The organism is Shewanella sp. UCD-KL21 (assembly GCF_001957135.1).
Taxonomy (GTDB): Bacteria; Pseudomonadota; Gammaproteobacteria; order Enterobacterales; family Shewanellaceae; genus Shewanella.
The window spans coordinates 41,044-60,260 of sequence record NZ_MPHK01000021.1 but is presented as its reverse complement, the minus strand read 5'-3'; the positions used below and the strand labels follow the sequence as shown (position 1 = coordinate 60,260).

At 41.9% G+C, this 19,217-nt stretch carries 21 protein-coding genes; 3 read left to right on the top strand and 18 right to left on the bottom strand.

Annotated elements, in window-relative coordinates; genetic code table 11:
* Positions 1 to 186 precede the first annotated feature (186 nt).
* Positions 187 to 975, top strand: a complete 789-nt coding sequence (locus tag BM739_RS16475; RefSeq protein WP_076542568.1) for an inner membrane protein YpjD — start codon at positions 187 to 189, stop codon at positions 973 to 975.
* 101 nt (positions 976 to 1,076) lie between these two features.
* Positions 1,077 to 2,360 carry an HlyC/CorC family transporter gene (locus BM739_RS16470; RefSeq protein ID WP_076542566.1) on the top strand — a complete coding sequence of 428 codons (1,284 nt, stop codon included), beginning with the start codon at positions 1,077 to 1,079 and terminating at the stop codon, positions 2,358 to 2,360.
* 78 nt (positions 2,361 to 2,438) lie between these two features.
* Here BM739_RS16470 and BM739_RS16465 read toward each other — a convergent pair whose 3' ends face one another.
* The 12 genes from BM739_RS16465 to rpoE all read right to left on the bottom strand — a co-directional run bounded on the left by BM739_RS16465 (position 2,439) and on the right by rpoE (position 12,658).
* On the bottom strand, positions 2,439 to 2,981 hold the full coding sequence (locus BM739_RS16465) for a DUF962 domain-containing protein (protein ID WP_076542564.1): 543 nt from the start codon (positions 2,979 to 2,981) through the stop codon (positions 2,439 to 2,441).
* 158 nt (positions 2,982 to 3,139) lie between these two features.
* Positions 3,140 to 3,520, bottom strand: coding sequence for a holo-ACP synthase (acpS, locus tag BM739_RS16460; protein WP_076542562.1), 381 nt, complete (start codon positions 3,518 to 3,520; stop codon positions 3,140 to 3,142).
* The gene (gene pdxJ / locus BM739_RS16455; RefSeq protein ID WP_076542560.1) at positions 3,520 to 4,257 is read right to left on the bottom strand and encodes a pyridoxine 5'-phosphate synthase; all 738 of its coding nucleotides are present in this window, start codon (positions 4,255 to 4,257) and stop codon (positions 3,520 to 3,522) included. Before pdxJ ends, acpS begins: the two co-directional genes overlap by 1 nt.
* Positions 4,258 to 4,370: 113 nt before the next feature.
* A complete protein-coding gene (gene recO, locus BM739_RS16450) occupies positions 4,371 to 5,078 on the bottom strand; it encodes a DNA repair protein RecO (RefSeq protein WP_076542558.1) in 708 nt (235 codons plus the stop codon).
* A gap of 47 nt (positions 5,079 to 5,125) precedes the next feature.
* Positions 5,126 to 6,130 carry a GTPase Era gene (era, locus tag BM739_RS16445; RefSeq protein WP_076542556.1) on the bottom strand — a complete coding sequence of 335 codons (1,005 nt, stop codon included), beginning with the start codon at positions 6,128 to 6,130 and terminating at the stop codon, positions 5,126 to 5,128.
* A complete protein-coding gene (rnc, locus tag BM739_RS16440) occupies positions 6,127 to 6,807 on the bottom strand; it encodes a ribonuclease III (protein ID WP_076542554.1) in 681 nt (226 codons plus the stop codon). The genes era and rnc overlap by 4 nt, the downstream gene beginning before the upstream one ends.
* Entirely contained in the window at positions 6,807 to 7,721 is a 915-nt protein-coding gene (gene lepB, locus BM739_RS16435) for a signal peptidase I (RefSeq protein WP_076542552.1), read from the bottom strand. The genes rnc and lepB overlap by 1 nt, the downstream gene beginning before the upstream one ends.
* A gap of 208 nt (positions 7,722 to 7,929) precedes the next feature.
* Complete coding sequence (gene lepA, locus BM739_RS16430) at positions 7,930 to 9,720, bottom strand: translation elongation factor 4 (RefSeq protein ID WP_076542550.1); 1,791 nt, start codon at positions 9,718 to 9,720, stop codon at positions 7,930 to 7,932.
* Positions 9,721 to 9,861: 141 nt separating this feature from the next.
* On the bottom strand, positions 9,862 to 10,329 hold the full coding sequence (locus tag BM739_RS16425) for a SoxR reducing system RseC family protein (RefSeq protein WP_076542611.1): 468 nt from the start codon (positions 10,327 to 10,329) through the stop codon (positions 9,862 to 9,864).
* A gap of 166 nt (positions 10,330 to 10,495) precedes the next feature.
* Positions 10,496 to 11,428, bottom strand: coding sequence for a MucB/RseB C-terminal domain-containing protein (locus tag BM739_RS16420; protein ID WP_076542548.1), 933 nt, complete (start codon positions 11,426 to 11,428; stop codon positions 10,496 to 10,498).
* A 12-nt stretch (positions 11,429 to 11,440) separates the two neighbouring features.
* The gene (locus BM739_RS16415) at positions 11,441 to 12,055 is read right to left on the bottom strand and encodes a sigma-E factor negative regulatory protein (RefSeq protein WP_076542546.1); all 615 of its coding nucleotides are present in this window, start codon (positions 12,053 to 12,055) and stop codon (positions 11,441 to 11,443) included.
* A gap of 24 nt (positions 12,056 to 12,079) precedes the next feature.
* Positions 12,080 to 12,658, bottom strand: coding sequence for an RNA polymerase sigma factor RpoE (rpoE, locus tag BM739_RS16410; protein WP_076542544.1), 579 nt, complete (start codon positions 12,656 to 12,658; stop codon positions 12,080 to 12,082).
* 224 nt (positions 12,659 to 12,882) lie between these two features.
* Between rpoE and nadB the strand changes: the two genes are divergently transcribed.
* A complete protein-coding gene (nadB, locus tag BM739_RS16405) occupies positions 12,883 to 14,493 on the top strand; it encodes an L-aspartate oxidase (protein WP_076542542.1) in 1,611 nt (536 codons plus the stop codon).
* A gap of 11 nt (positions 14,494 to 14,504) precedes the next feature.
* Here nadB and BM739_RS16400 read toward each other — a convergent pair whose 3' ends face one another.
* The 6 genes from BM739_RS16400 to BM739_RS16375 form a co-directional block, all read right to left on the bottom strand.
* A complete protein-coding gene (locus BM739_RS16400; RefSeq protein ID WP_076542540.1) occupies positions 14,505 to 14,936 on the bottom strand; it encodes a protein YgfX in 432 nt (143 codons plus the stop codon).
* Positions 14,937 to 14,987: 51 nt separating this feature from the next.
* Positions 14,988 to 15,236 carry a succinate dehydrogenase assembly factor 2 gene (locus BM739_RS16395; protein ID WP_102439242.1) on the bottom strand — a complete coding sequence of 83 codons (249 nt, stop codon included), beginning with the start codon at positions 15,234 to 15,236 and terminating at the stop codon, positions 14,988 to 14,990.
* A 30-nt stretch (positions 15,237 to 15,266) separates the two neighbouring features.
* Positions 15,267 to 16,199 carry a transcriptional activator NhaR gene (gene nhaR / locus BM739_RS16390; protein ID WP_076542538.1) on the bottom strand — a complete coding sequence of 311 codons (933 nt, stop codon included), beginning with the start codon at positions 16,197 to 16,199 and terminating at the stop codon, positions 15,267 to 15,269.
* Between the two features lie 28 nt (positions 16,200 to 16,227).
* Positions 16,228 to 16,614, bottom strand: a complete 387-nt coding sequence (locus BM739_RS16385; protein WP_076542537.1) for a hypothetical protein — start codon at positions 16,612 to 16,614, stop codon at positions 16,228 to 16,230.
* 14 nt (positions 16,615 to 16,628) lie between these two features.
* Positions 16,629 to 17,801, bottom strand: a complete 1,173-nt coding sequence (nhaA, locus tag BM739_RS16380) for a Na+/H+ antiporter NhaA (RefSeq protein ID WP_076542535.1) — start codon at positions 17,799 to 17,801, stop codon at positions 16,629 to 16,631.
* A gap of 501 nt (positions 17,802 to 18,302) precedes the next feature.
* Positions 18,303 to 19,154, bottom strand: a complete 852-nt coding sequence (locus BM739_RS16375; RefSeq protein ID WP_076542534.1) for a thymidylate synthase — start codon at positions 19,152 to 19,154, stop codon at positions 18,303 to 18,305.
* Between the last annotated feature and the right edge of the window lie 63 nt (positions 19,155 to 19,217).

The following is a 19,217-nucleotide window of genomic DNA, read 5'->3' as shown; positions in this document are numbered from 1 at the left end:
CTATCAGATTTGATATTCATCATCTTTCGTAAAGAATTTGCAGTTAAATGATGGAAACTGTTAAATTTTGAGTCTTAGGTCACTCCACTATTGGGGGGCGTTCGTGTTAATCTTAACTAACTAAAGATGTGCTGATTTTATATTGTAAAAAACAACGGCACTCATAACTTGATAGGTTTATTCCAGATGGTCATTTTCCCAGCTTCGGCGATGTTGTTTTATTGCATTGCACTTATTTTAGTGACAAGCCGACTTTTCCACGCAGAAGGTCCCAATCGCAAGCTCGTTGCTATCTTTGCATCCATTGCCGTTGTGCTTCATGGCATTGCATTATCACAAACCATTTTTACCGCTGATGGGCAAAACTTTAGTTTAACCAATGTGATTTCACTGGTTAATTGGATTATTGCCTTTAGCTTTACCATTATCATGCACCGCTTAAAAGTGATTGTTGTGGTGCCTGTGGTTTATGCTTGCTCGGTTATTTCGGTTGCTGTGCTGTGGCTCATTCCGCCTCAATACATCATCCACTTTGATGTTCACCCAGAGATCCTAGCACATATTGTATTATCGCTTATGGCCTACAGTGCCTTGATGATTGCAGCTTTGTACGCAATTCAGTTGTGGCTAATCCAAAATAAACTAAAAAATAAGAAAACCATGATGAGCCCCGGCATGCCGCCATTAATGACAGTTGAAAAGCAGCTGTACCATTTGGTGACTATCGGAGTGATGTTACTAACATTATCACTGGCGACAGGGTTTATCTTCTTGGAAGATATGTTTGAAGATGGTAAAGGTCACAAGGCTATTTTATCAATTATGGCTTGGGTGGTTTACTGTGTGATGCTTTGGCAGCATTACAGCATAGGTTGCCGTGTTCGTACTGCAGTAATATATACCTTATCAGGGGCTACATTACTTTCTCTGGCTTACTTTGGCGCACGAATTGTAACTGAAATTATTTTACGATAACCGTATATTTGGTTGAATAACATTAACCAAACTTGACACTCATGACGAATGATTGATACTCATCATTCGTCTTTTTTTTACTACAAAAACTGGAGCCATTTTTGGACGCTATTTCTACCAGCGCACTCCTCTTCTCTCTGTTGGTGTTAATTTTAATCTCAGCCTACTTTTCAGGTAGTGAGACCGCCATGATGACCTTAAATCGCTACCGTCTTCGCCACTTAGCGGCCAGCGGCCACAAAGGTGCTATTCGTGCACTAAAAATGCTAGAAAGACCTGACCGCTTAATTGGCCTCATTTTAATTGGTAATAACCTGGTTAATATTTTAGCGTCAGCGATAGCAACCATTATTGGTATGCGCTTATTTGGCGATGTCGGTGTTGCAATAGCTACTGGAGTACTGACATTGGTGGTACTCATTTTTGCCGAAGTGACCCCAAAAACCATTGCCGCCTTGCACCCTGAACGTATTGCCTTTCCGTCAAGCTTGTTATTAAAAGCCTTACTGTCGATATTATGGCCGCTAGTGAAAGTGATTAACTTAATCACTTCTGGTTTTTTACGGGTATTAGGAATTAAAAATGTCAGCGTTAATGATGCCCTTAGCCAAGAAGAATTGCGCACCGTTGTTCATGAAGCTGGGGCATTGATCCCCCAGCGACATCAAGAAATGCTTTTGTCGATCCTAGACTTAGAAAAAGTCACCGTTGAAGACATTATGATCCCGCGCTCAGACATTTATGCCATTAACGTTAATGACGAATTCAAACTGATCAATAAACAGGTGACTCAAAGCCCGCACACACGGGTGTTGGTGTATCGCGATAATATTGATGATGCCGTCGGTTTTATCCACCTCCGTGATGCTTTAAGACTGCAGTCAAAAGAAGAATTCAGTAAATCCACCTTGTTAAGAGCCGTAAAAGAGTTGTACTTCATCCCAGAAGGCACACCGCTAACGGTGCAGTTGTCCAACTTTCAGCAAAATAAAGAGCGCTTTGGTTTAGTGGTGGATGAGTACGGTGACATACAAGGCTTGGTGACCTTAGAAGATATTCTTGAAGAAATTGTTGGTGATTTCACCACTTCAATGATCACCACTGCCAGTGAAGATATTGATATTCAACAAGATGGCAGTTTCATTATCGAAGCCAGCATCACCATACGTGACTTAAATAAAGAAATGAAATGGGACTTTGCCATCGATGGACCTAAAACCTTAAATGGGTTGATCATCGAACACCTTGAAGATATTCCATCAGCCAGTACTCGCCTTAAAATAGGCAGCTATGACATTGAGGTTTTAGAGGTATCAGATAACATGATTAAAACGGTAAAAGTCATACCAGATGCCACGCTTACTGAAGTTGAGCAGGATGACTAACATTAGTTAGTTTTAAGCTATTAAAAAGCTAAAAAGGCGCATCGAGCGCCTTTTTTAATACCAGAAATTCAATCAAACTTATGTGGTTTGACGCTTTTTCGCCTCTAACGCTCTGCGTTTATCCCGCGCTATTGGGGTAATTTCTTCTTCAAGTTCTTTGCCAAAGCCAAGCATAAAATACAACTCTGCCATTAAAAAAAACGGCCCTATCAAAAGTTGATTTAAATCGTCAATAAAAGCTGGTTTGGCTTTTTCGTATTTATGGCCGATAAACTGAATCACCCAACCAACAACAAATACCGCAATGGCCACAAGCCAGCCCGCCCCATGCTGCGCTGCCAGCGAAGTGGTGATAAGCACTGGAATAATAAAAATCGTTAATCCTAACGCTAAACCTTTATGCAAGATGAAGTAGTAAATTAAGGTCGCGATAGCAAACGCGGATGCCACATTCACATTGATATACAAATTTGGCAATGACAGCAAATTCACCGGTATAAAATTTAACATCAAAAATGCCGACCAAATAATCAGCGGTACGCCGATGAAATGAGTGCGGATATTATTCGGGTTTAAGTGCACACTTTTGTAAGTTGCTAACTGCTCTACCGCTGATTTCATATCACCACCTTTAGTTGTTAGTTTTTTGTGAGTAATGGTTAACTGACGTTAACTTACCCTATCGGCATCAGCAAACTCAAGTTTCGCCATAAAAAGACTCAAGCACAAAAAAGGCGCATTAAGCGCCTTTAGGTATTTAATGTGAACAATTTCAGTTACTAAGACTCAATAATCACGGTTGCCACGGCATAATGCTGCTCATCAGCAATAGTAATATGGCCGCGGGTCGCGCCAAGTTGCTCAAGCCTTGCTAATGCACCATCGGTAAAGCTGATCAGTGGCGCGCCATTGTCATCATTACTGATATGGATATGCTGAAATGACACTCCGCGGCCAATACCTGTACCTAAGGCTTTAGCAGCGGCTTCTTTCGCGGCAAAACGTTTTGCTAGGTATCGGTGGGCTATTTTTGAAGATTGGTAAATTTCCAGCTCTGAAGGCGTGAGCACACGCTTAGCCAACTTATCGCCTAAACGGGCATATTGCTGCTCAATGCGGTTTATCTCAATAATGTCTGTACCAATACCCACAATGGCCATTATTCGCCTCTACGCCCTTCTAGCATTAATGTTTTCATATCTTTTACTGCAGTCGCTAAACCGTCAATGGCAGCTCTAGCGATAACAGCATGTCCAATATTTAACTCATACAACTCAGGGATAGCTGCAATGGCTTTGACGTTATGGTAATGCAAGCCATGACCGGCATTAACAACCAAGCCTTTACTGTGCGCATATTTGGCCATTTCAGTAATGCGCGCTAGCTCTATAGCCTGCTCAGCATCCGTTTCAGCGTCGGCATAACAACCGGTATGGATTTCAATATAAGGTGCACCCGATGCTACAGCGGCATCAATTTGGGTTTTGTCGGCATCGATAAACAACGATACCTTGATGCCTTTAGCTGCTAACGTCGTGACAGCTTGAGTGATTTTATCAAATTGGCCAGCCACATCTAAGCCACCTTCTGTGGTCAGCTCTTCACGTTTTTCTGGCACTAGGCAGGCATAAGCGGGTTTGACTTCACAGGCTATTGCAATCATTTCATCGGTAACAGCGAACTCAAAATTCATTCGCGTTTTTAGGGTTTTAGCCAACAAATACACATCACGGTCTTGAATATGGCGACGATCTTCTCGTAAATGAATCGTGATGCCATCTGCGCCAGCATGCTCTGCAACCGCTGCGGCATGGATAGGATCAGGGTAACTGGTTCCACGAGCTTGACGAAGAGTGGCAATATGATCGATGTTAATTCCTAATAAAATTCCACTCATTGTGGCTCCTTAATTGGCAAAACTGACTCGCTAACTAGCAAATCTAAAAAGTAATATTACAAACTAGTGGGCCTATTCTAATGTAAACCACTGGCTGCTCATATATGAAAAAGTTATTGTTTAATAAATAACTTACGGCTAAGTAATGGCTTACCGCCTAATAGCGGCGTTAACAGATAGCGCATCAGCCCTTTGGCTTGAATTAGGTGCTCTGGGGTTAATTGCTTTTGCTTGAGCTGAATGAGCATCTCGCCAGCGAGCAAGTTACGACTGCTACTAAAATGCTCTGATGCGGCTTGATTCACGACAGCAAAACCGGCATCAGCAACAAAACGGTAGCTGCAACCTGCCATGATCATCTCACCTAAGGTGTCGTAATCCAGTGATGGCAAAGCACCTAACTCTAAAAGCAGCTCCATCTCAAAGTAGCGTAAATGACTGGAACTAAATTGCTGGGCCAAGTCCATTAAACTGCGGTGATAATGCAGGAATAACCCTTCAGCATGTTGGCCTGAATTAACGACCCTAACCAGCAGCTCATTAAGATACATAGCAGAATATAAGCTTTCAGCTTTAAGGGGCAATGCCGGCGCTGCGGGTTCAACTTGGGTAATAAATTTAAGCGAGGAATCAGTCGAGCCTGATTTGCTATTGAACTGGAAGATCAGCGGCTGAAATGGCTGAATGATACTTTTAAGGGATTTTTTACCGCTACCGACTCTGACTAAGGCATCCACCCTACCTACACCATCAACTAACAGATTAACAATCACACTGGATTCTCTGTATGGTCGATGATGTAGTATGTAACCCCTTAACATAGCAGGGTTACACTGTCGCTAGAGTCGATATTAGACAAGGCATAGCTTTAGTCTTCACCATAGCCTAAGCTACGTAAAGCACGTTCGTCATCTGCCCAGCCTGACTTAACCTTAACCCAGACTTCTAAGAAAACTTTATTATCAAACAAGGTTTCCATATCAAGTCGAGCTTGGGTGGCGATAGTGCGAATACGCTCGCCTTTATTGCCGATAACCATACGTTTTTGGCCCGTACGCTCGACCAAGATCAAGGCATTGATTTGATAAACGCCGTTTTCCATCATTTTGAATTGTTCAATTTCAACGGTGGCATCATAAGGCAGTTCATCACCTAAGAAGCGCATTAGCTTTTCACGGACAATTTCTGACGCCATAAAGCGTTGCGAACGGTCAGTGACGTAATCTTCTGGAAAATAAAATCCAGCTTCAGGTAACGACTCACTGGCTAAATCTAAAATTCGTTGAATATTCGTGCCTTTAGTAGCCGAGATAGGCAGAATTTCATCAAATTTAAACTTAGCAGATAACTTTTCAAGATAAGGGAATAAAGACTCTTTATCTTTAATATTATCGACTTTATTGATAGCTAAAACCGTTTTACGCTGACCACTGCCTTGCTCTAATTTCTTGAGCACCATCTCATCATCTTCAGTCCACGTCATGCCATCAACCACAAACACAACCATGCAGACATCAGCAAGCGAACTTGCTGCAGCACGGTTCATAAGGCGGTTAATCGCACGCTTTTCTTCAATATGTAAGCCTGGAGTATCAACAAACACAATTTGCCTAGCTTCATCGGTATGGATCCCCATAATGCGATGACGAGTGGTTTGCGGCTTTTTAGAGGTAATACTGACCTTCTGCCCAAGCAACTTGTTCAGTAAGGTAGATTTCCCCACATTAGGGCGGCCGACAATAGCGACCATGCCACAATAGGTGACCTCGTATTTTGCTGTAGCGGCTGGCGCAGCGCCATTCATCCTTGCCAATAATTCATCTAAACTCGGCTCAACTGGTGAGTTCTCTGGCAAGTCTGTTTTTTTGGTCATTTATTAATAAGCTCCAATACCTGAGCGGCAGCTAGCTGCTCAGCTTTTCTTCTTGAAGTACTGACGCCTGTCACTACTTTATTGATTTCTGCTACGCGACATTCAACCGTAAATGTCTGGTCATGGGCCTCACCTTTTACATCGACAACATGGTATTCAGGTAAGGGCTTTTTATAACCTTGCAGATATTCTTGTAAAATCGTTTTCGGATCTTTTTGATTGATGCCAGGTTTGATTTCAGCCAAACGCTGCTGGTACCAGGTCAGTAATAACTTACGACAGGTCTCTAAATCAGCATCTAAATAAATCGCCCCGATAATGGCTTCAACCGCATCAGCTAAAATAGACTCACGTCTAAATCCGCCACTTTTAAGCTCGCCAGGGCCTAAGTAGAGGTAATCCCCTAGCTTAAATTCTTTTGCGATAACCGTTAAGGTTTCACCTTTGACTAAGGTGGAACGCATACGGCTTAAATCACCTTCAGTGGCCTTAGGAAACTGATGATAAAGTGCATCAGAAATAATGATTGATAAAATCGAGTCACCTAGAAACTCTAGGCGTTCATTATGTTTTGATGCAGCACTACGATGAGTTAATGCCTGAGTTAATAAATCAACATTAGTAAACTCATACCCCAGCGTGCGACACAGTCGCGGTAAGTTTTTAATTGGTTCCATTACTTGATCGCACCTACTCTGTCAAAACGCACCCCGGTTGGTACCCATGTCGGCAGCCAACTACTTGCAGGTCGTTCAAATTCAAAACTAATCCAAATCGCTACCGCTTTACCTACTAGGTTAGCTTCAGGGACAAAACCCCAAAAGCGACTATCCGTGCTGTTGTCACGGTTATCACCAATGGCAAAGTACTGACCTTCTGGCACAATAAATTCACCCACTGCCGTACCCGGTTGCTCAAAGAAATGTGAGCTAAAATCAGGGCGAGATGGATTGATTAAAATATCATGTTCTACATCGGTTAACTGCTCGGTATAGCGAGATAACGATACGCCTTCATGGGTAAACTCACCACGATTAACAGGCGTTAGCTTAATTGCTTTTGCTGGCGGGCAATTAGTTGCTGCATCACATTTTGGCTGAATAAGAAATTGCTTATTTTGGTAAACAATACGGTCACCCGGTAAACCAACCACTCTTTTAATATAGTCTATTTCAGGCTGCTGAGGATATTTGAACACAAACACATCGCCACGCTCAGGCTCACCTGTTTCAATTAGCTTGCTGCGAAATACTGGGTCACGTAAGCCATAGCTGAATTTTTCTACCAGAATAAAATCACCTACCAGTAAAGTCGGTTTCATTGAGCCTGATGGTATTTGAAATGGCTCATAAATAAATGAACGCAATATCAATACAAATGCGATAACCGGAAAAATTGAATGGGCAAATTCAACCAAGGTTGATTCACGCGTAATGCTGTATTTTGCATCATCGCTCAAATCAGGTTGCTTTGCTTCTGCAAGGGCTAAGCTTTCACGACGTTTAGGGGCAAATATCGTTGCATCGATTAACCAAATTAACCCACTCACAAGGGTTATTATGGTTAAAATAAGAGAAAAATGGGCTGCCATTGAAATTTAAGCTCCTGCCTTTAACACTTTCAAATAATAGTTTAATGAATAAACCGCTGAATAATGAGTATTCTATGGAATACTTCGTTAAGCACTAACTGTAATGTTACAAATTATACGAATAAGTCATTGTTGCAAAATTAACTTTTGCTAATGACAACGCCGCAAACTGCGGCGTTATCTGAACTCTAATGAAACCTACAAAGGTTTAATCATTAAGTTTCAATACAGCTAAGAACGCTTCTTGAGGCACTTCAACGTTACCGACTTGCTTCATGCGCTTCTTACCTTCTTTTTGCTTATTCAGTAGTTTCTTCTTACGCGAGACATCACCACCATAACATTTAGCCGTAACGTCTTTACGCATGGCTTTAATGTTTGAGCGAGCAATAATCTGACTACCCACCGCAGCTTGAATCGCGATATCAAACATCTGTCTTGGGATCAGTTCTTTCATCTTATCAACTAAAGCTAAGCCGCGATGACGAATGTTTGAACGATGAATAACCATTGCTAGCGCATCAACTCTGTCACCATTGATCAAGATATCTAAACGCACCATATCCGCTTCTTCAAAACGAATAAAGTTATACTCTAATGATGCATAACCACGACTGGTCGATTTCAATCTATCAAAGAAATCCATGACAACTTCAGCCATTGGCAATTCGTAAGTCACAGAAACTTGGTTACCGTGATAAACCATATTGGTTTGTACGCCACGCTTCTCGACACATAAAGTGATAACGTTACCCAAGTACTCTTTAGGCACCAACATGTTTGCTTCAACAATCGGTTCACGGATCATTTCGATGTTATTGATTGGCGGTAAATCTGATGGGTTATCAACATAAACCACCTCACCGTTGTTCAATTGAACTTCATAAACAACCGTTGGTGCAGTGGTAATCAAATCAAGATTGTATTCACGCTCAAGACGCTCTTGAATGATTTCCATGTGCAATAAGCCAAGGTAACCAATACGGAAACCAAAACCTAACGCTGAAGATGACTCAGGCTCGAAAAACAGAGATGCATCGTTCAAGCTTAGCTTGTTTAATGCTTCACGGAAGCTTTCAAACTCATCTGTCGAAATTGGGAAAACACCGGCATAAACTTGCGGAGTAACCTTTTTAAACCCAGGTAAAGGCTCTTCAGCACCATGTTTAGCGTGAGTTAAGGTATCACCTACTGGTGCGCCGTGAATTTCTTTAATGCCCGAAATAACAAAGCCAACTTCACCGGCTTTAAGCTCAGGTGTATCAGTTTGTTTAGGCGTAAAGATACCAACACGGTCAGCATTGTAGTTTTGACCAGTAGACATAACTTTAAACTTGTCACCTTTTTTCAAGACGCCATGCTTAATACGGACTAACGAGACAACACCAAGGTAACTATCAAACCATGAATCAATAATCAGCGCTTGAAGTGGCGCATCGATATCACCTTCTGGTGGTGGTATATCCGATACGATGACTTCTAATACATCTTTGATACCGATACCCGTTTTAGCTGAGCAGCGCACAGCTTCCATAGCATCGATACCAACAATATCTTCGATTTCTGCAGCTACGCGCTCAGGATCGGCTTGAGGTAAATCGATTTTGTTTAAAATCGGTACCACATCAAGGTCCATTTCTAAGGCGGTGTAACAGTTCGCCAGAGTTTGCGCTTCAACGCCTTGGCCGGCATCAACGACGAGCAATGCACCTTCACATGCAGCAAGTGAACGTGATACTTCATAAGAGAAGTCAACGTGGCCGGGTGTATCAATGAAGTTCAGCTGATAAGTTTCACCATCATCGGCTTTATAGTCGAGGGTAACGCTCTGCGCTTTAATGGTAATGCCGCGCTCACGTTCGATATCCATAGAATCGAGAACTTGAACGTCCATTTCACGGTCTGATAAACCACCACAAAATTGGATAAGGCGATCAGACAATGTTGATTTGCCATGGTCGATATGGGCAATAATTGAGAAGTTTCTAATGTGTTTCATGTGGGTGAAATGGCTACTACTAAAATGGTGGATATAATGGGGTCGAATTGTACCTGATAAAGGGGTTAATACCAATCACAATCAATAACTGGACAAAAAACAATAATAAAATCGCCCTTCATATCTGATAAATAATGCAATCTAACCCCGTGAAAGACTGATCCCTTGGCCTAAATACGCTGTAATGATGGGCGTTGAGGCTTTTTCAAGTTCTACAGCTTTGCTTTTACCGGCTTTCCAAGCCATGAAACTGCCGATGGCTGCCAGCACCATTGCGCCGTGATCAGTGTTGATTTCCAAAAGGTCAGCTAAGCCCTGCCCCATAATAGCGCCTAAAAACAATCCAACTAAAGGGGTAATATAAACCAGCATTGCGGCTTTTAATATGACGGATTCAGGCAAAGCAAGTTTCAGTAAATCACCGACTTCGCAGGCTTGTTCTGCCATGAGGGAGAATTGCTGTTTTTTAATCGAAAAGGCTTTCGCAACCGTTGAAGTGCCACAATTTTCACTGCTTGAACAATGATTGCAAGCACTCTTAAGTTCAATCTCAACGGTGACCCACCCTTTAGGATCGTAAGCGATTACCGTCGCCACCTCTTCTAACATCGATTGCGATAATGCTGGAGGCGATTGAGGTTGTTGCGCTGATTTTGAGTCTGCTTGTTGAGTCATAGCGAAAATCGCCCTGTATGTTAAGTGCTAGTGATTCTAGCACTTATTTTAACCCTTGTTTTGAGGCTAGTTACGTCAATACTGGCTATTTTAATACTTTTTATTTTAACACTAGGCTTTTAGCAATACGATTAAGCGTATCAGCAGGCACTTTACCCACTGCAACCACTTCAACATTGCCCACTTGCTCAACCACCATTGAAAGGCCGTTGCGGGTAATGAGCTCATCTGGCATCGGGCTATCACCCATTCTGGCCACATACACTGAAATGTTAACTAAGCCATCGGTTAAAGCGATATATTCAACTGATTCATCACTACCAAGTAAGCGGTGATGATCTTTTACCACTAAATGAAACCCTGCAGGTAACCAAGTAAATTGCCAATTTTGGCCTTCAATCCGTTCAGCTGGGTTCATCACCGGCGGCAGTTCTTGCTTTTCAGCTTCGACTAAAATGCTCGCTGGCTCACCAAGCTCTAATAGCTCAATGACCATCATTTGCTCAATCAGCTGTTTGTCTTGGTTAATCATGTCATAACGCAATGGTAAATGGGTTTCCATGTCTACCCAAACTTGTGACATAAAGCGGTGTTCATCAACCGGAATAATGCGGATCATCTGCCCTGGGCGCCCGGCTATGCGGCTTCTTCCACCTAAAACAAATTGATACCCCTGCTCTAAAGACGTGATATTAGATGCAAAAATAGCAGGCCAAAGACCTTGAATACGGGGGGCGCTGATGCTGTATGCCGGTTGGTCATGCTCAATAAATGTTACCGTATCGGCCACTCTGACCGCATTTTTAGGGGGGCCATTGAGGTATTCTAGAAATGCGACTTCTTTATCATTGACCGTACCATGCAGATAAACCAGTGGTCGTATGTGGTCGGCTTGAAGTTGAATAATAGAAGATTTGAATTGTTTGGTTTGTAATGCTTGGCTCATACTTTCGAGCCAAGCTTTCGCTGATTTTTCTTCTTCGGCAATACTAGGGAAAGCCAATACAGCAAGTACTAACAGGATTAGACGCAAGCTAACTCCGAATTAATGATTAATATCGTTTGGTTCAATTTCGCTATTGTTGTCCACAACCGCACCTGAATTCAACCTTTGTTGTAGCATATGGTCTTGGATATAAGAATTTATGCGGCGACGTTGCTCAACCATATTATCATTACTGATATTAGATTGATTTTGTACAGCCCCAGTTTGGAGACTAACAGGTGACGCAGAACCAATTAAAGGACGAGTATTTAACACAGGTAATGGTGAGTCTACACTTGGGTCTTGCTCATAATTTTGCACACCAACAATTGCAACCATTGCCACAGTTGCAGCAATTGCATACTGACCAAACTGTTTGAAAAACGGTACCACATTATCTTTCTTAGTCTCGTTAACGGTTTCAGTATCATGTACTGAAGTTGTTTGAGTCTGAGGCGCAATAATGGCTGGCTCTAATTCGATTGCAGCTGCAATATTAGCAGAAAGATCCAAATCAATTGTCTGTGGTAACTCGCCGCGCATTGCATCGCCTATCATGTGATAGTTTTGCCATTTGCTATGTGAGTCTTCGTCTGCTGACAATTCCGCTAATGTTTTCGCATCAACTTCGCCGTCAACTGCTGATGAAACCCATTCTTGACCTGATTTAAGCATTTTTCACCCATGTCATAAAGACTGTTACTGTTCCAGCAAAGGCTGGAGTTTTTTATCGATTGATTCCCGTGCGCGGAAGATCCTTGATCTCACCGTCCCAACAGGACAATCCATGATATTGGCAATATCCTCGTAACTCATACCATCGAGTTCTCGTAGTGATATTGCAATTTTCAATTCTTCTGGCAACGTTTCTAACGTTTCAAAAATCACCCGATTAATTTCATCTGATAACACCAAGCGTTCTGGTGAAGCAAATTCCTTTAATGCATCGCTGCCTTCGTAGTATTCAGCTTCTTCGGCGTCAACACTGTTTGGCGGTGTTTTTCTGCTCTGAGAAACCAAATGGTTTTTTGCAGTGTTTACTGCAATGCGGTAAAGCCAAGTATAAAAAGCACTTTCACCCCGAAAGTTGGGTAATGCACGGTAAGCTTTAATAAAAGCTTCCTGTGCAACATCTGCTATGTCCGCTTGGTTTCGTATGTATCTCGAAATTAAGCTCATTACCTTATTTTGGTATTTTTGGACTAGCAAATTGAAGGCGTTTTTATCACCACGCTGAACACGTTCAACTAACTGTTGATCACTTATTTGTCCACTCATCCGAGCCGACTACTCCTAAATCTATAATACTGATTTCTCAGTCGCTCGAATCATATTCACATTAAAGTAGACTCGCATGCTTTGAAAAAGTTCGATATTGAATGAAAAAAAATTAATTTAATTAAAAAATTAGCGATTAGCCCATCTAATAGTAATGTCTAAGTACCCAAAAAAGCGTAATTGATTTACCATTGAGGAACATATTAAGTACTCCATGATACCTTATGAAACAAGCAGTTGAACACCAGTCTGATATTTTGGTTATAGGTAGCGGTGCAGCAGGATTAACACTTGCCCTGCATCTAGCTGAAAAGTCTAAAGTTATTTTACTTTCTAAAGGCCCTTTGGCGGAAGGTTCGACTTATTATGCCCAAGGTGGAATCGCATCTGTATTCGATGAATCGGACACTATTGAATCACATGTTAACGACACGCTCATTGCTGGCGCAGGACTTTGTGACAAAGAAGTGGTGACTTACACGGCTGAAAATGCCAAAAAGTCGATGCAATGGTTAATTCAATGCGGTGTGGCATTTGATAAAGAAGAAACTGACGGCGATCAAAGCGCAGCACCTTATCATTTGACCCGTGAAGGGGGTCACAGCCATCGACGTATTTTGCACTCTGCCGATGCAACCGGTAAAGCTGTACAATCAACCTTGCAAGAACGCGCAATCGCGCACCCGAACATTAAAGTCCTTGAACGATATAACGCCATTGACCTAATCACCACTCGCAAATTAAACCGCCCCGGTAATCGTGTGGTGGGTGCCTATATTTGGAACCGCGATGCTGAGCATGTTGAAACGGTTACAGCCAAGTTTGTTGCTATCGCAACCGGTGGCTGTTCAAAGGTATATCAATATACTTCCAATCCGGATATTGCCAGTGGTGACGGAATCGCCATGGCTTGGCGCGCAGGTTGCCGTATTGCCAACATGGAGTTTAATCAATTTCATCCAACTTGCTTGTATCATGCTGATGCTAGAAATTACCTGCTTACTGAAGCTTTACGCGGTGAAGGGGCATATTTAAAACGCCCTGATGGTAGCCGTTTTATGCCTGAATTTGATGAACGCGCAGAACTTGCCCCCCGTGATATTGTGGCAAGGGCAATCGATTATGAAATGAAACGCTTGGGTGCTGATTGTCTGTATTTAGATATCAGCCATAAGCCAGCTGAATTTGTCATCAAACATTTTCCGACAATTTACAGTCGCTGTTTAGAATTTGGTATTGATATCACCACCGATCCCATCCCTGTGGTGCCAGCAGCCCATTACACCTGCGGCGGCGTCATGACAGATTTGCATGGACAAACTGATATCAATGGCCTATATGCTATTGGTGAGGTCGCCTACACCGGCTTACATGGCGCCAACCGACTGGCCAGTAACTCCTTATTAGAGTGCTTGGTTTTTGCTAGAGCTGCTGCTCAAGATATTGAAAGCTTACTTGAAAAAGTGCCGACACCCGGCCCTGTACCACTCTGGGATGAAAGTCAGGTCAGCAACTCAGATGAAGAAGTGGTTATTGCCCATAACTGGCATGAACTGCGTTTATTCATGTGGGATTATGTGGGAATTGTTAGAACCGACAAACGCTTAGAGCGCGCTTTGCGCCGCTGCGCATTGTTACAACAAGAAATTCAAGAATATTATAGTAACTTCAGAGTCAGTAACAACTTACTGGAATTGAGAAACTTGGTTCAAGTGGCCGAGTTAATCATTCGCTGCGCCATGGAAAGAAAAGAAAGCCGTGGACTGCACTATAATGCCGATTACCCAGAGCAAGTCGATAATCCCAAGCCAACTATTTTACAACCTGAAAGATAGCGTTAAGATTACTAACGCTTGCCATATGCAATTAATTGACGACACAGGTTTCGGTAACTGCTGTCGTCAAGCATGTCGCTCCAGACAATTAATAACTGCCTTTTTCCCCGAGCTGTAACTCCCAGTTCATCTGCAACGTCAAGTTCAATAAACATCACTGCAGCAAATACAGTAACGATTGAACTGCGCCATAATTGAAATTCTTGCCCTTGGGATAACTTACCTTTACCTGCATCAAGTAAACTAAATTGGCAACGCCAATGCCTTAACGCCAACAGGTGAGCGACAAAAAAAGCCAGACACGAGATAAGAATAAAATAGAATGCCAGTTGATAAGCCCAGTGGCGATAATCTGGCCAAAGAATAAAACTGCTTAAACACACACTGAGCAATACAATATGTGATAAAAATTGATTAAATGAAGCGCTTAAGCTGAAATGCATCAGTTAAGCACCTTCATCTTTTGCAGTAAGCTAATGTCGCTATAAACTAGCTTATGGTTGAGGACGACCACGAACCGTAACTATCATGTCAGCCATCGCAGCATCAGGGCAAACTTCATGGCCCATAAACCAAGCAAATAACTCAGGGTCTTCACAGGCTAATAAATCAATGAAGGTTTGCTTATCTTTATCAGCTAAAGCTTGGTAATGTTGCTCAACAAAGGGTTGAAAAAGAACATCTAACTCAAGCATCCCTCTTCGACAAGCCCAGCGCACTCTTGCTATATTCATTAATTCCAATGTACTTCTCCTAACATCTCTTCGGATACTTTATAGATGTTGCAAACTACGATGCTCAACATCTTGAACTTGTGGATCAACACCAGCAAACAAATCATTAAAGTCAGTTTCTAACAAGCGTTGAACCGCAGGGTGCTGAATCATCCTCTCTGCAAACATGACATGGTACTCTTCTTTAATATCAGTGGTTTCACCCAGTAATACCATGCCTTGGGAGAGTATATCATGACGATAAATAGACGGAGCAACAAATATGCCACGCTTAAACAAACCAAATGCTTTCATCATCGCGGCATCGTCAAACTCACCTAAAATACTCACATTAAGATTCTTTTCAGCAAACCAGCGATGTAACTGTTGCCCTAGGGAAGTACGCTTGCCTGGGATCAGTAATTTCTCTTGCTCAAGACAGGCAGGAAAGTCAGCAGAGGGCTTTGATGAAGAGAAAAAGCTAATACCGCACTCGCCTAACTTTTTGGATAAGATTTCAGGGTATTTAAGTGATACGCCAGCACAATCAGATAAAATCATATCTAATTTATGTTCACGTAACCTTGCTATCAGGCTTTCATGGGTTGATTCATAACAGCTCAAATGCATTGAACCGTCGCTTGGGATCACCGTCAGTAAAACGCGACTGGCTAAGGCTTTTGACAAGGCATCAGCAATACCCACTTCAAATAACACTGAGTCATCTTTTTGATAAGAGAGTAAATCGATCATTTCGTAGCTGAGGCTAAACATCTTATCAGCATAACGAAATACGATTTCACCAAGTTCGGTGGATTCAAGGTTGCGGCCGACACGTTTAAATAGACTGCCATTGAGGCGTTCTTCTAAAGCGCGAATTTGACCTGTGATAGTTTGCGGGGCTAAACATAAAGCGACGGCAGCCTTGGCTACCGTCCCTTTCTTTCTAACCATCCAAAAATAATATAGATGGTTATAATTTAAATGTTGCATTCATATAAGCCAGCTAATGAAAGATGACTTATTTTAGTCTCTGACAGTTCAACAAGCTATCAATTAATATCGACAACTCATTTAGGTCATTGATGTTTTTATTGGCCGTTTGTTCTTGAATGGCCAAAACAATATCAGCCTTGTCAGGGACTCTTTCTGCACAAAAACTGCGGTTAGCCTCTTGATAGCGTTTACCTGCGCGGTATTTAAGCGCTCGAGACTCATAGCCACTATCAGCGTCTAATCGGCTAGCAGAAGCTTCGTCGTGGTACATCAATGCACCATCAACCACGCCATCTAAGTAACTTTTACACTCGCTTGATTCAACATCCTTTTGACAAACATTGAATGACGTTGCTTGGGCAGGAACAACAGCCCCCATAGCAAAGGCTAACATTAACAGTTTAAGTTTCATTTAATCGCTCCAGCTTATTTTGCTTCAGCTTTAGGAAGCACCTTGTTTAACCAGAAATAACCCACTAATGCAGCTAGCATTGAACCGGTTAAAATACCTAATCTTGCAAAATCACCATATTGATCAGGTGCACCATCAAAGGCAAGCGACGAGATAAATACTGACATAGTGAAACCAATACCGGTCATCACTGCCACAGGGATAATTTGAGTCCAGCCAATTCCTGGTGGTAATTCAGCTAATTTTAGTTTTACCGCAACATAACTAAACAGTAATACACCTACTGGCTTACCTAATAGTAGGCCTAATATAATACCGATGGTTACTGGCTCAACTAACGAGGTTACACTCATACCTGCAAGTGATAAGCCTGCATTGGCAAAGGCGAATACGGGTAGAATGAAGAAGGTGCTCCAAGGGTGTAGGCTATGCTCTAAATGCTCAGAAGGTGATGTGCCGTCTTTAGCGCGCAATGGAATACAGAACGCAATAATCACACCTGCTAATGTGGCATGTACGCCAGACTTAAGCACTGCAACCCATAAGATCAGACCAAGTAAACCGTAAGGGATCAGTGAGCTGACGCCTTTGCGGTTCAGAGCAACCATTAATACAATTGAAATAGCTGCAACAATCAAGCTTACCATCGATAAATCAGCACTGTAAAATAGTGCGATAATGACGATTACGCCCAAGTCATCGATAATGGCTAATGCAAGTAAAAACACTTTCAATGCCACCGGAACACGACTACCAAGTAGCGCCATTATACCGAGTGCAAAGGCAATATCAGTCGCAGCTGGAATTGCCCAGCCCACTTGAGTCACAGGATCTGAGTAGTTGAACGCTAAATAAAATAACGCTGGGAACAACATACCACCAATAGCAGCAAAGGTAGGTAATGATGCTTTTGAAACGCTTGAAAGCGCACCTTCTAGCAGTTCACGTTTAACTTCTAAACCAATTAATAGGAAGAATAACGCCATAAGACCATCATTAATCCACAACAGTAATGGCTTATCTATATCAAGTGAACCGATACGTACTTGGACTTCTGTATCAAGAAAACCACTGTATAAACCCGCTAATGGCGAATTTGCCATTAACATCGCCAGCACTACAGAGATCATCAAAATGATACCCCCTGCAGATTCTTGACTTAAGAAATTCTTAATTGCACGTTCCATAATTTTCTCCACAAAAAACAATTAATTCGAGTCTAGCGGAATTATTCAAACAATCATAATCGTTAGTTTGGGTCTTATATGTCGGGATTTCCGAGGTATCAAACAAAATAATACGAACAAGATCACACTTAAGTGTATTAACGTGAGCCCAAATTGCCAATATTTCGCTTTTTTAAGCTAATCAATTACCAACAAGCTTCTTGAAAAAAATATCAACTGCTGAATAAAAACACAATCCGCTAAATTAATTAATCTTTTATTTACAATGCTCTGCAAAATTTTTATCACAAGCATTATTAACTAACATTGTCTTTTTAGTCTTAAAAAGCAACTTAGCAATGAGGCACTTTTGCATAAACAGTCCCCATAAAATCATTAAAGATTAGCTGGTATTTTCATTGTCGAATTTAAAAATCGTCGATACTTTGCGCAGTAGGAGACAATCGCTTTGGTTTAGATGTAAACCAAAGCGATTGGGTGAAATGATGACTGGAATGTGATTTATACGGAGAATGGATACTTAATCGCGTCGTGATGTTGGTAACCAATCACTTCAAAGTCATCCATGGTGACCCAAGTTTCCAAGTCACGTAAACTTTTTATATCAGGGTTAATATTCAACTGTGGCGATGGGAATGGCTCACGCACAAGTTGCTCAGTTTTCATCAATTCAAGTTGATCTTCATAAATGTGTGCATTAATGATCTTGTGATAAGCCAGACCCGGCTTATTTCCGGTGATCTGCGCCATTAGTGCTAAAAAGGTGTACACCTGAATTTGATTAAAGTTAAGCCCCAAAGGCACATCACATGAACGCTGATAGCTTGTTAGGTAAAGGGTATCGCCCAGTAGCGAAAAAGTATGAGTATGCATACAAGGTCTTAAGCAGCCCATATCAAACTCACCAGGATTATAGAAAGTGATAATCTCACCGCGATCGTCAACCCCTTTAGATAAGTTATCGACAATTTTAGCAAGCTGATCAACGCTTCCACCACAAGGTTTTTGCCAACGCCTACCTTGGACGCCGTATACTCGGCCCATATCATCCTCACCTTTGCGGTGTGGATTGTTTAACCAACTTTGGTTGTCATTGGCGTTCATATCCCAGGTTTTAGTGCCGATAGCGCGAAAATCTGCAGCATTATCGTAACCACGAATGTAGCCAATTAGCTCAGCAATTGCAGCCTTCCAGAAGCTTTTACGAGTGGTAATAATGGGAAATTGATTATTGGCAACATCGTATTGTAAATCTGCATTGATCACGGTTAAACAGCGCTTACCTGTACGTTTATTTTCAATCCAATGGCCGTTTTCAACGATGTGGTTGCAGAGATCTAAATACTGACGCATTTTATTGTCCTATTATTAAAACGTTTATTATTTGCAGAATATTAATTATCAAAATTCGTGGCT

What these genes read in the sequence shown, in the direction of transcription:
- BM739_RS16475 (WP_076542568.1), top strand. Translation starts at nt 187, where the DNA reads ATGGTCATTTTCCCAGCTTCGGCGATGTTGTTTTATTGCATTGCACTT.
- BM739_RS16465 (WP_076542564.1), bottom strand. Translation starts at nt 2,981, where the DNA reads ATGAAATCAGCGGTAGAGCAGTTAGCAACTTACAAAAGTGTGCACTTA.
- acpS (WP_076542562.1), bottom strand. Translation starts at nt 3,520, where the DNA reads ATGGCCATTGTGGGTATTGGTACAGACATTATTGAGATAAACCGCATT.
- pdxJ (WP_076542560.1), bottom strand. Translation starts at nt 4,257, where the DNA reads ATGAGTGGAATTTTATTAGGAATTAACATCGATCATATTGCCACTCTT.
- recO (WP_076542558.1), bottom strand. Translation starts at nt 5,078, where the DNA reads ATGTTAAGGGGTTACATACTACATCATCGACCATACAGAGAATCCAGT.
- era (WP_076542556.1), bottom strand. Translation starts at nt 6,130, where the DNA reads ATGACCAAAAAAACAGACTTGCCAGAGAACTCACCAGTTGAGCCGAGT.
- rnc (WP_076542554.1), bottom strand. Translation starts at nt 6,807, where the DNA reads ATGGAACCAATTAAAAACTTACCGCGACTGTGTCGCACGCTGGGGTAT.
- lepB (WP_076542552.1), bottom strand. Translation starts at nt 7,721, where the DNA reads ATGGCAGCCCATTTTTCTCTTATTTTAACCATAATAACCCTTGTGAGT.
- lepA (WP_076542550.1), bottom strand. Translation starts at nt 9,720, where the DNA reads ATGAAACACATTAGAAACTTCTCAATTATTGCCCATATCGACCATGGC.
- BM739_RS16425 (WP_076542611.1), bottom strand. Translation starts at nt 10,329, where the DNA reads ATGTTAGAAGAGGTGGCGACGGTAATCGCTTACGATCCTAAAGGGTGG.
- BM739_RS16415 (WP_076542546.1), bottom strand. Translation starts at nt 12,055, where the DNA reads ATGCTTAAATCAGGTCAAGAATGGGTTTCATCAGCAGTTGACGGCGAA.
- rpoE (WP_076542544.1), bottom strand. Translation starts at nt 12,658, where the DNA reads ATGAGTGGACAAATAAGTGATCAACAGTTAGTTGAACGTGTTCAGCGT.
- nadB (WP_076542542.1), top strand. Translation starts at nt 12,883, where the DNA reads ATGAAACAAGCAGTTGAACACCAGTCTGATATTTTGGTTATAGGTAGC.
- BM739_RS16400 (WP_076542540.1), bottom strand. Translation starts at nt 14,936, where the DNA reads ATGCATTTCAGCTTAAGCGCTTCATTTAATCAATTTTTATCACATATT.
- nhaR (WP_076542538.1), bottom strand. Translation starts at nt 16,199, where the DNA reads ATGCAACATTTAAATTATAACCATCTATATTATTTTTGGATGGTTAGA.
- BM739_RS16385 (WP_076542537.1), bottom strand. Translation starts at nt 16,614, where the DNA reads ATGAAACTTAAACTGTTAATGTTAGCCTTTGCTATGGGGGCTGTTGTT.
- nhaA (WP_076542535.1), bottom strand. Translation starts at nt 17,801, where the DNA reads ATGGAACGTGCAATTAAGAATTTCTTAAGTCAAGAATCTGCAGGGGGT.
- BM739_RS16375 (WP_076542534.1), bottom strand. Translation starts at nt 19,154, where the DNA reads ATGCGTCAGTATTTAGATCTCTGCAACCACATCGTTGAAAACGGCCAT.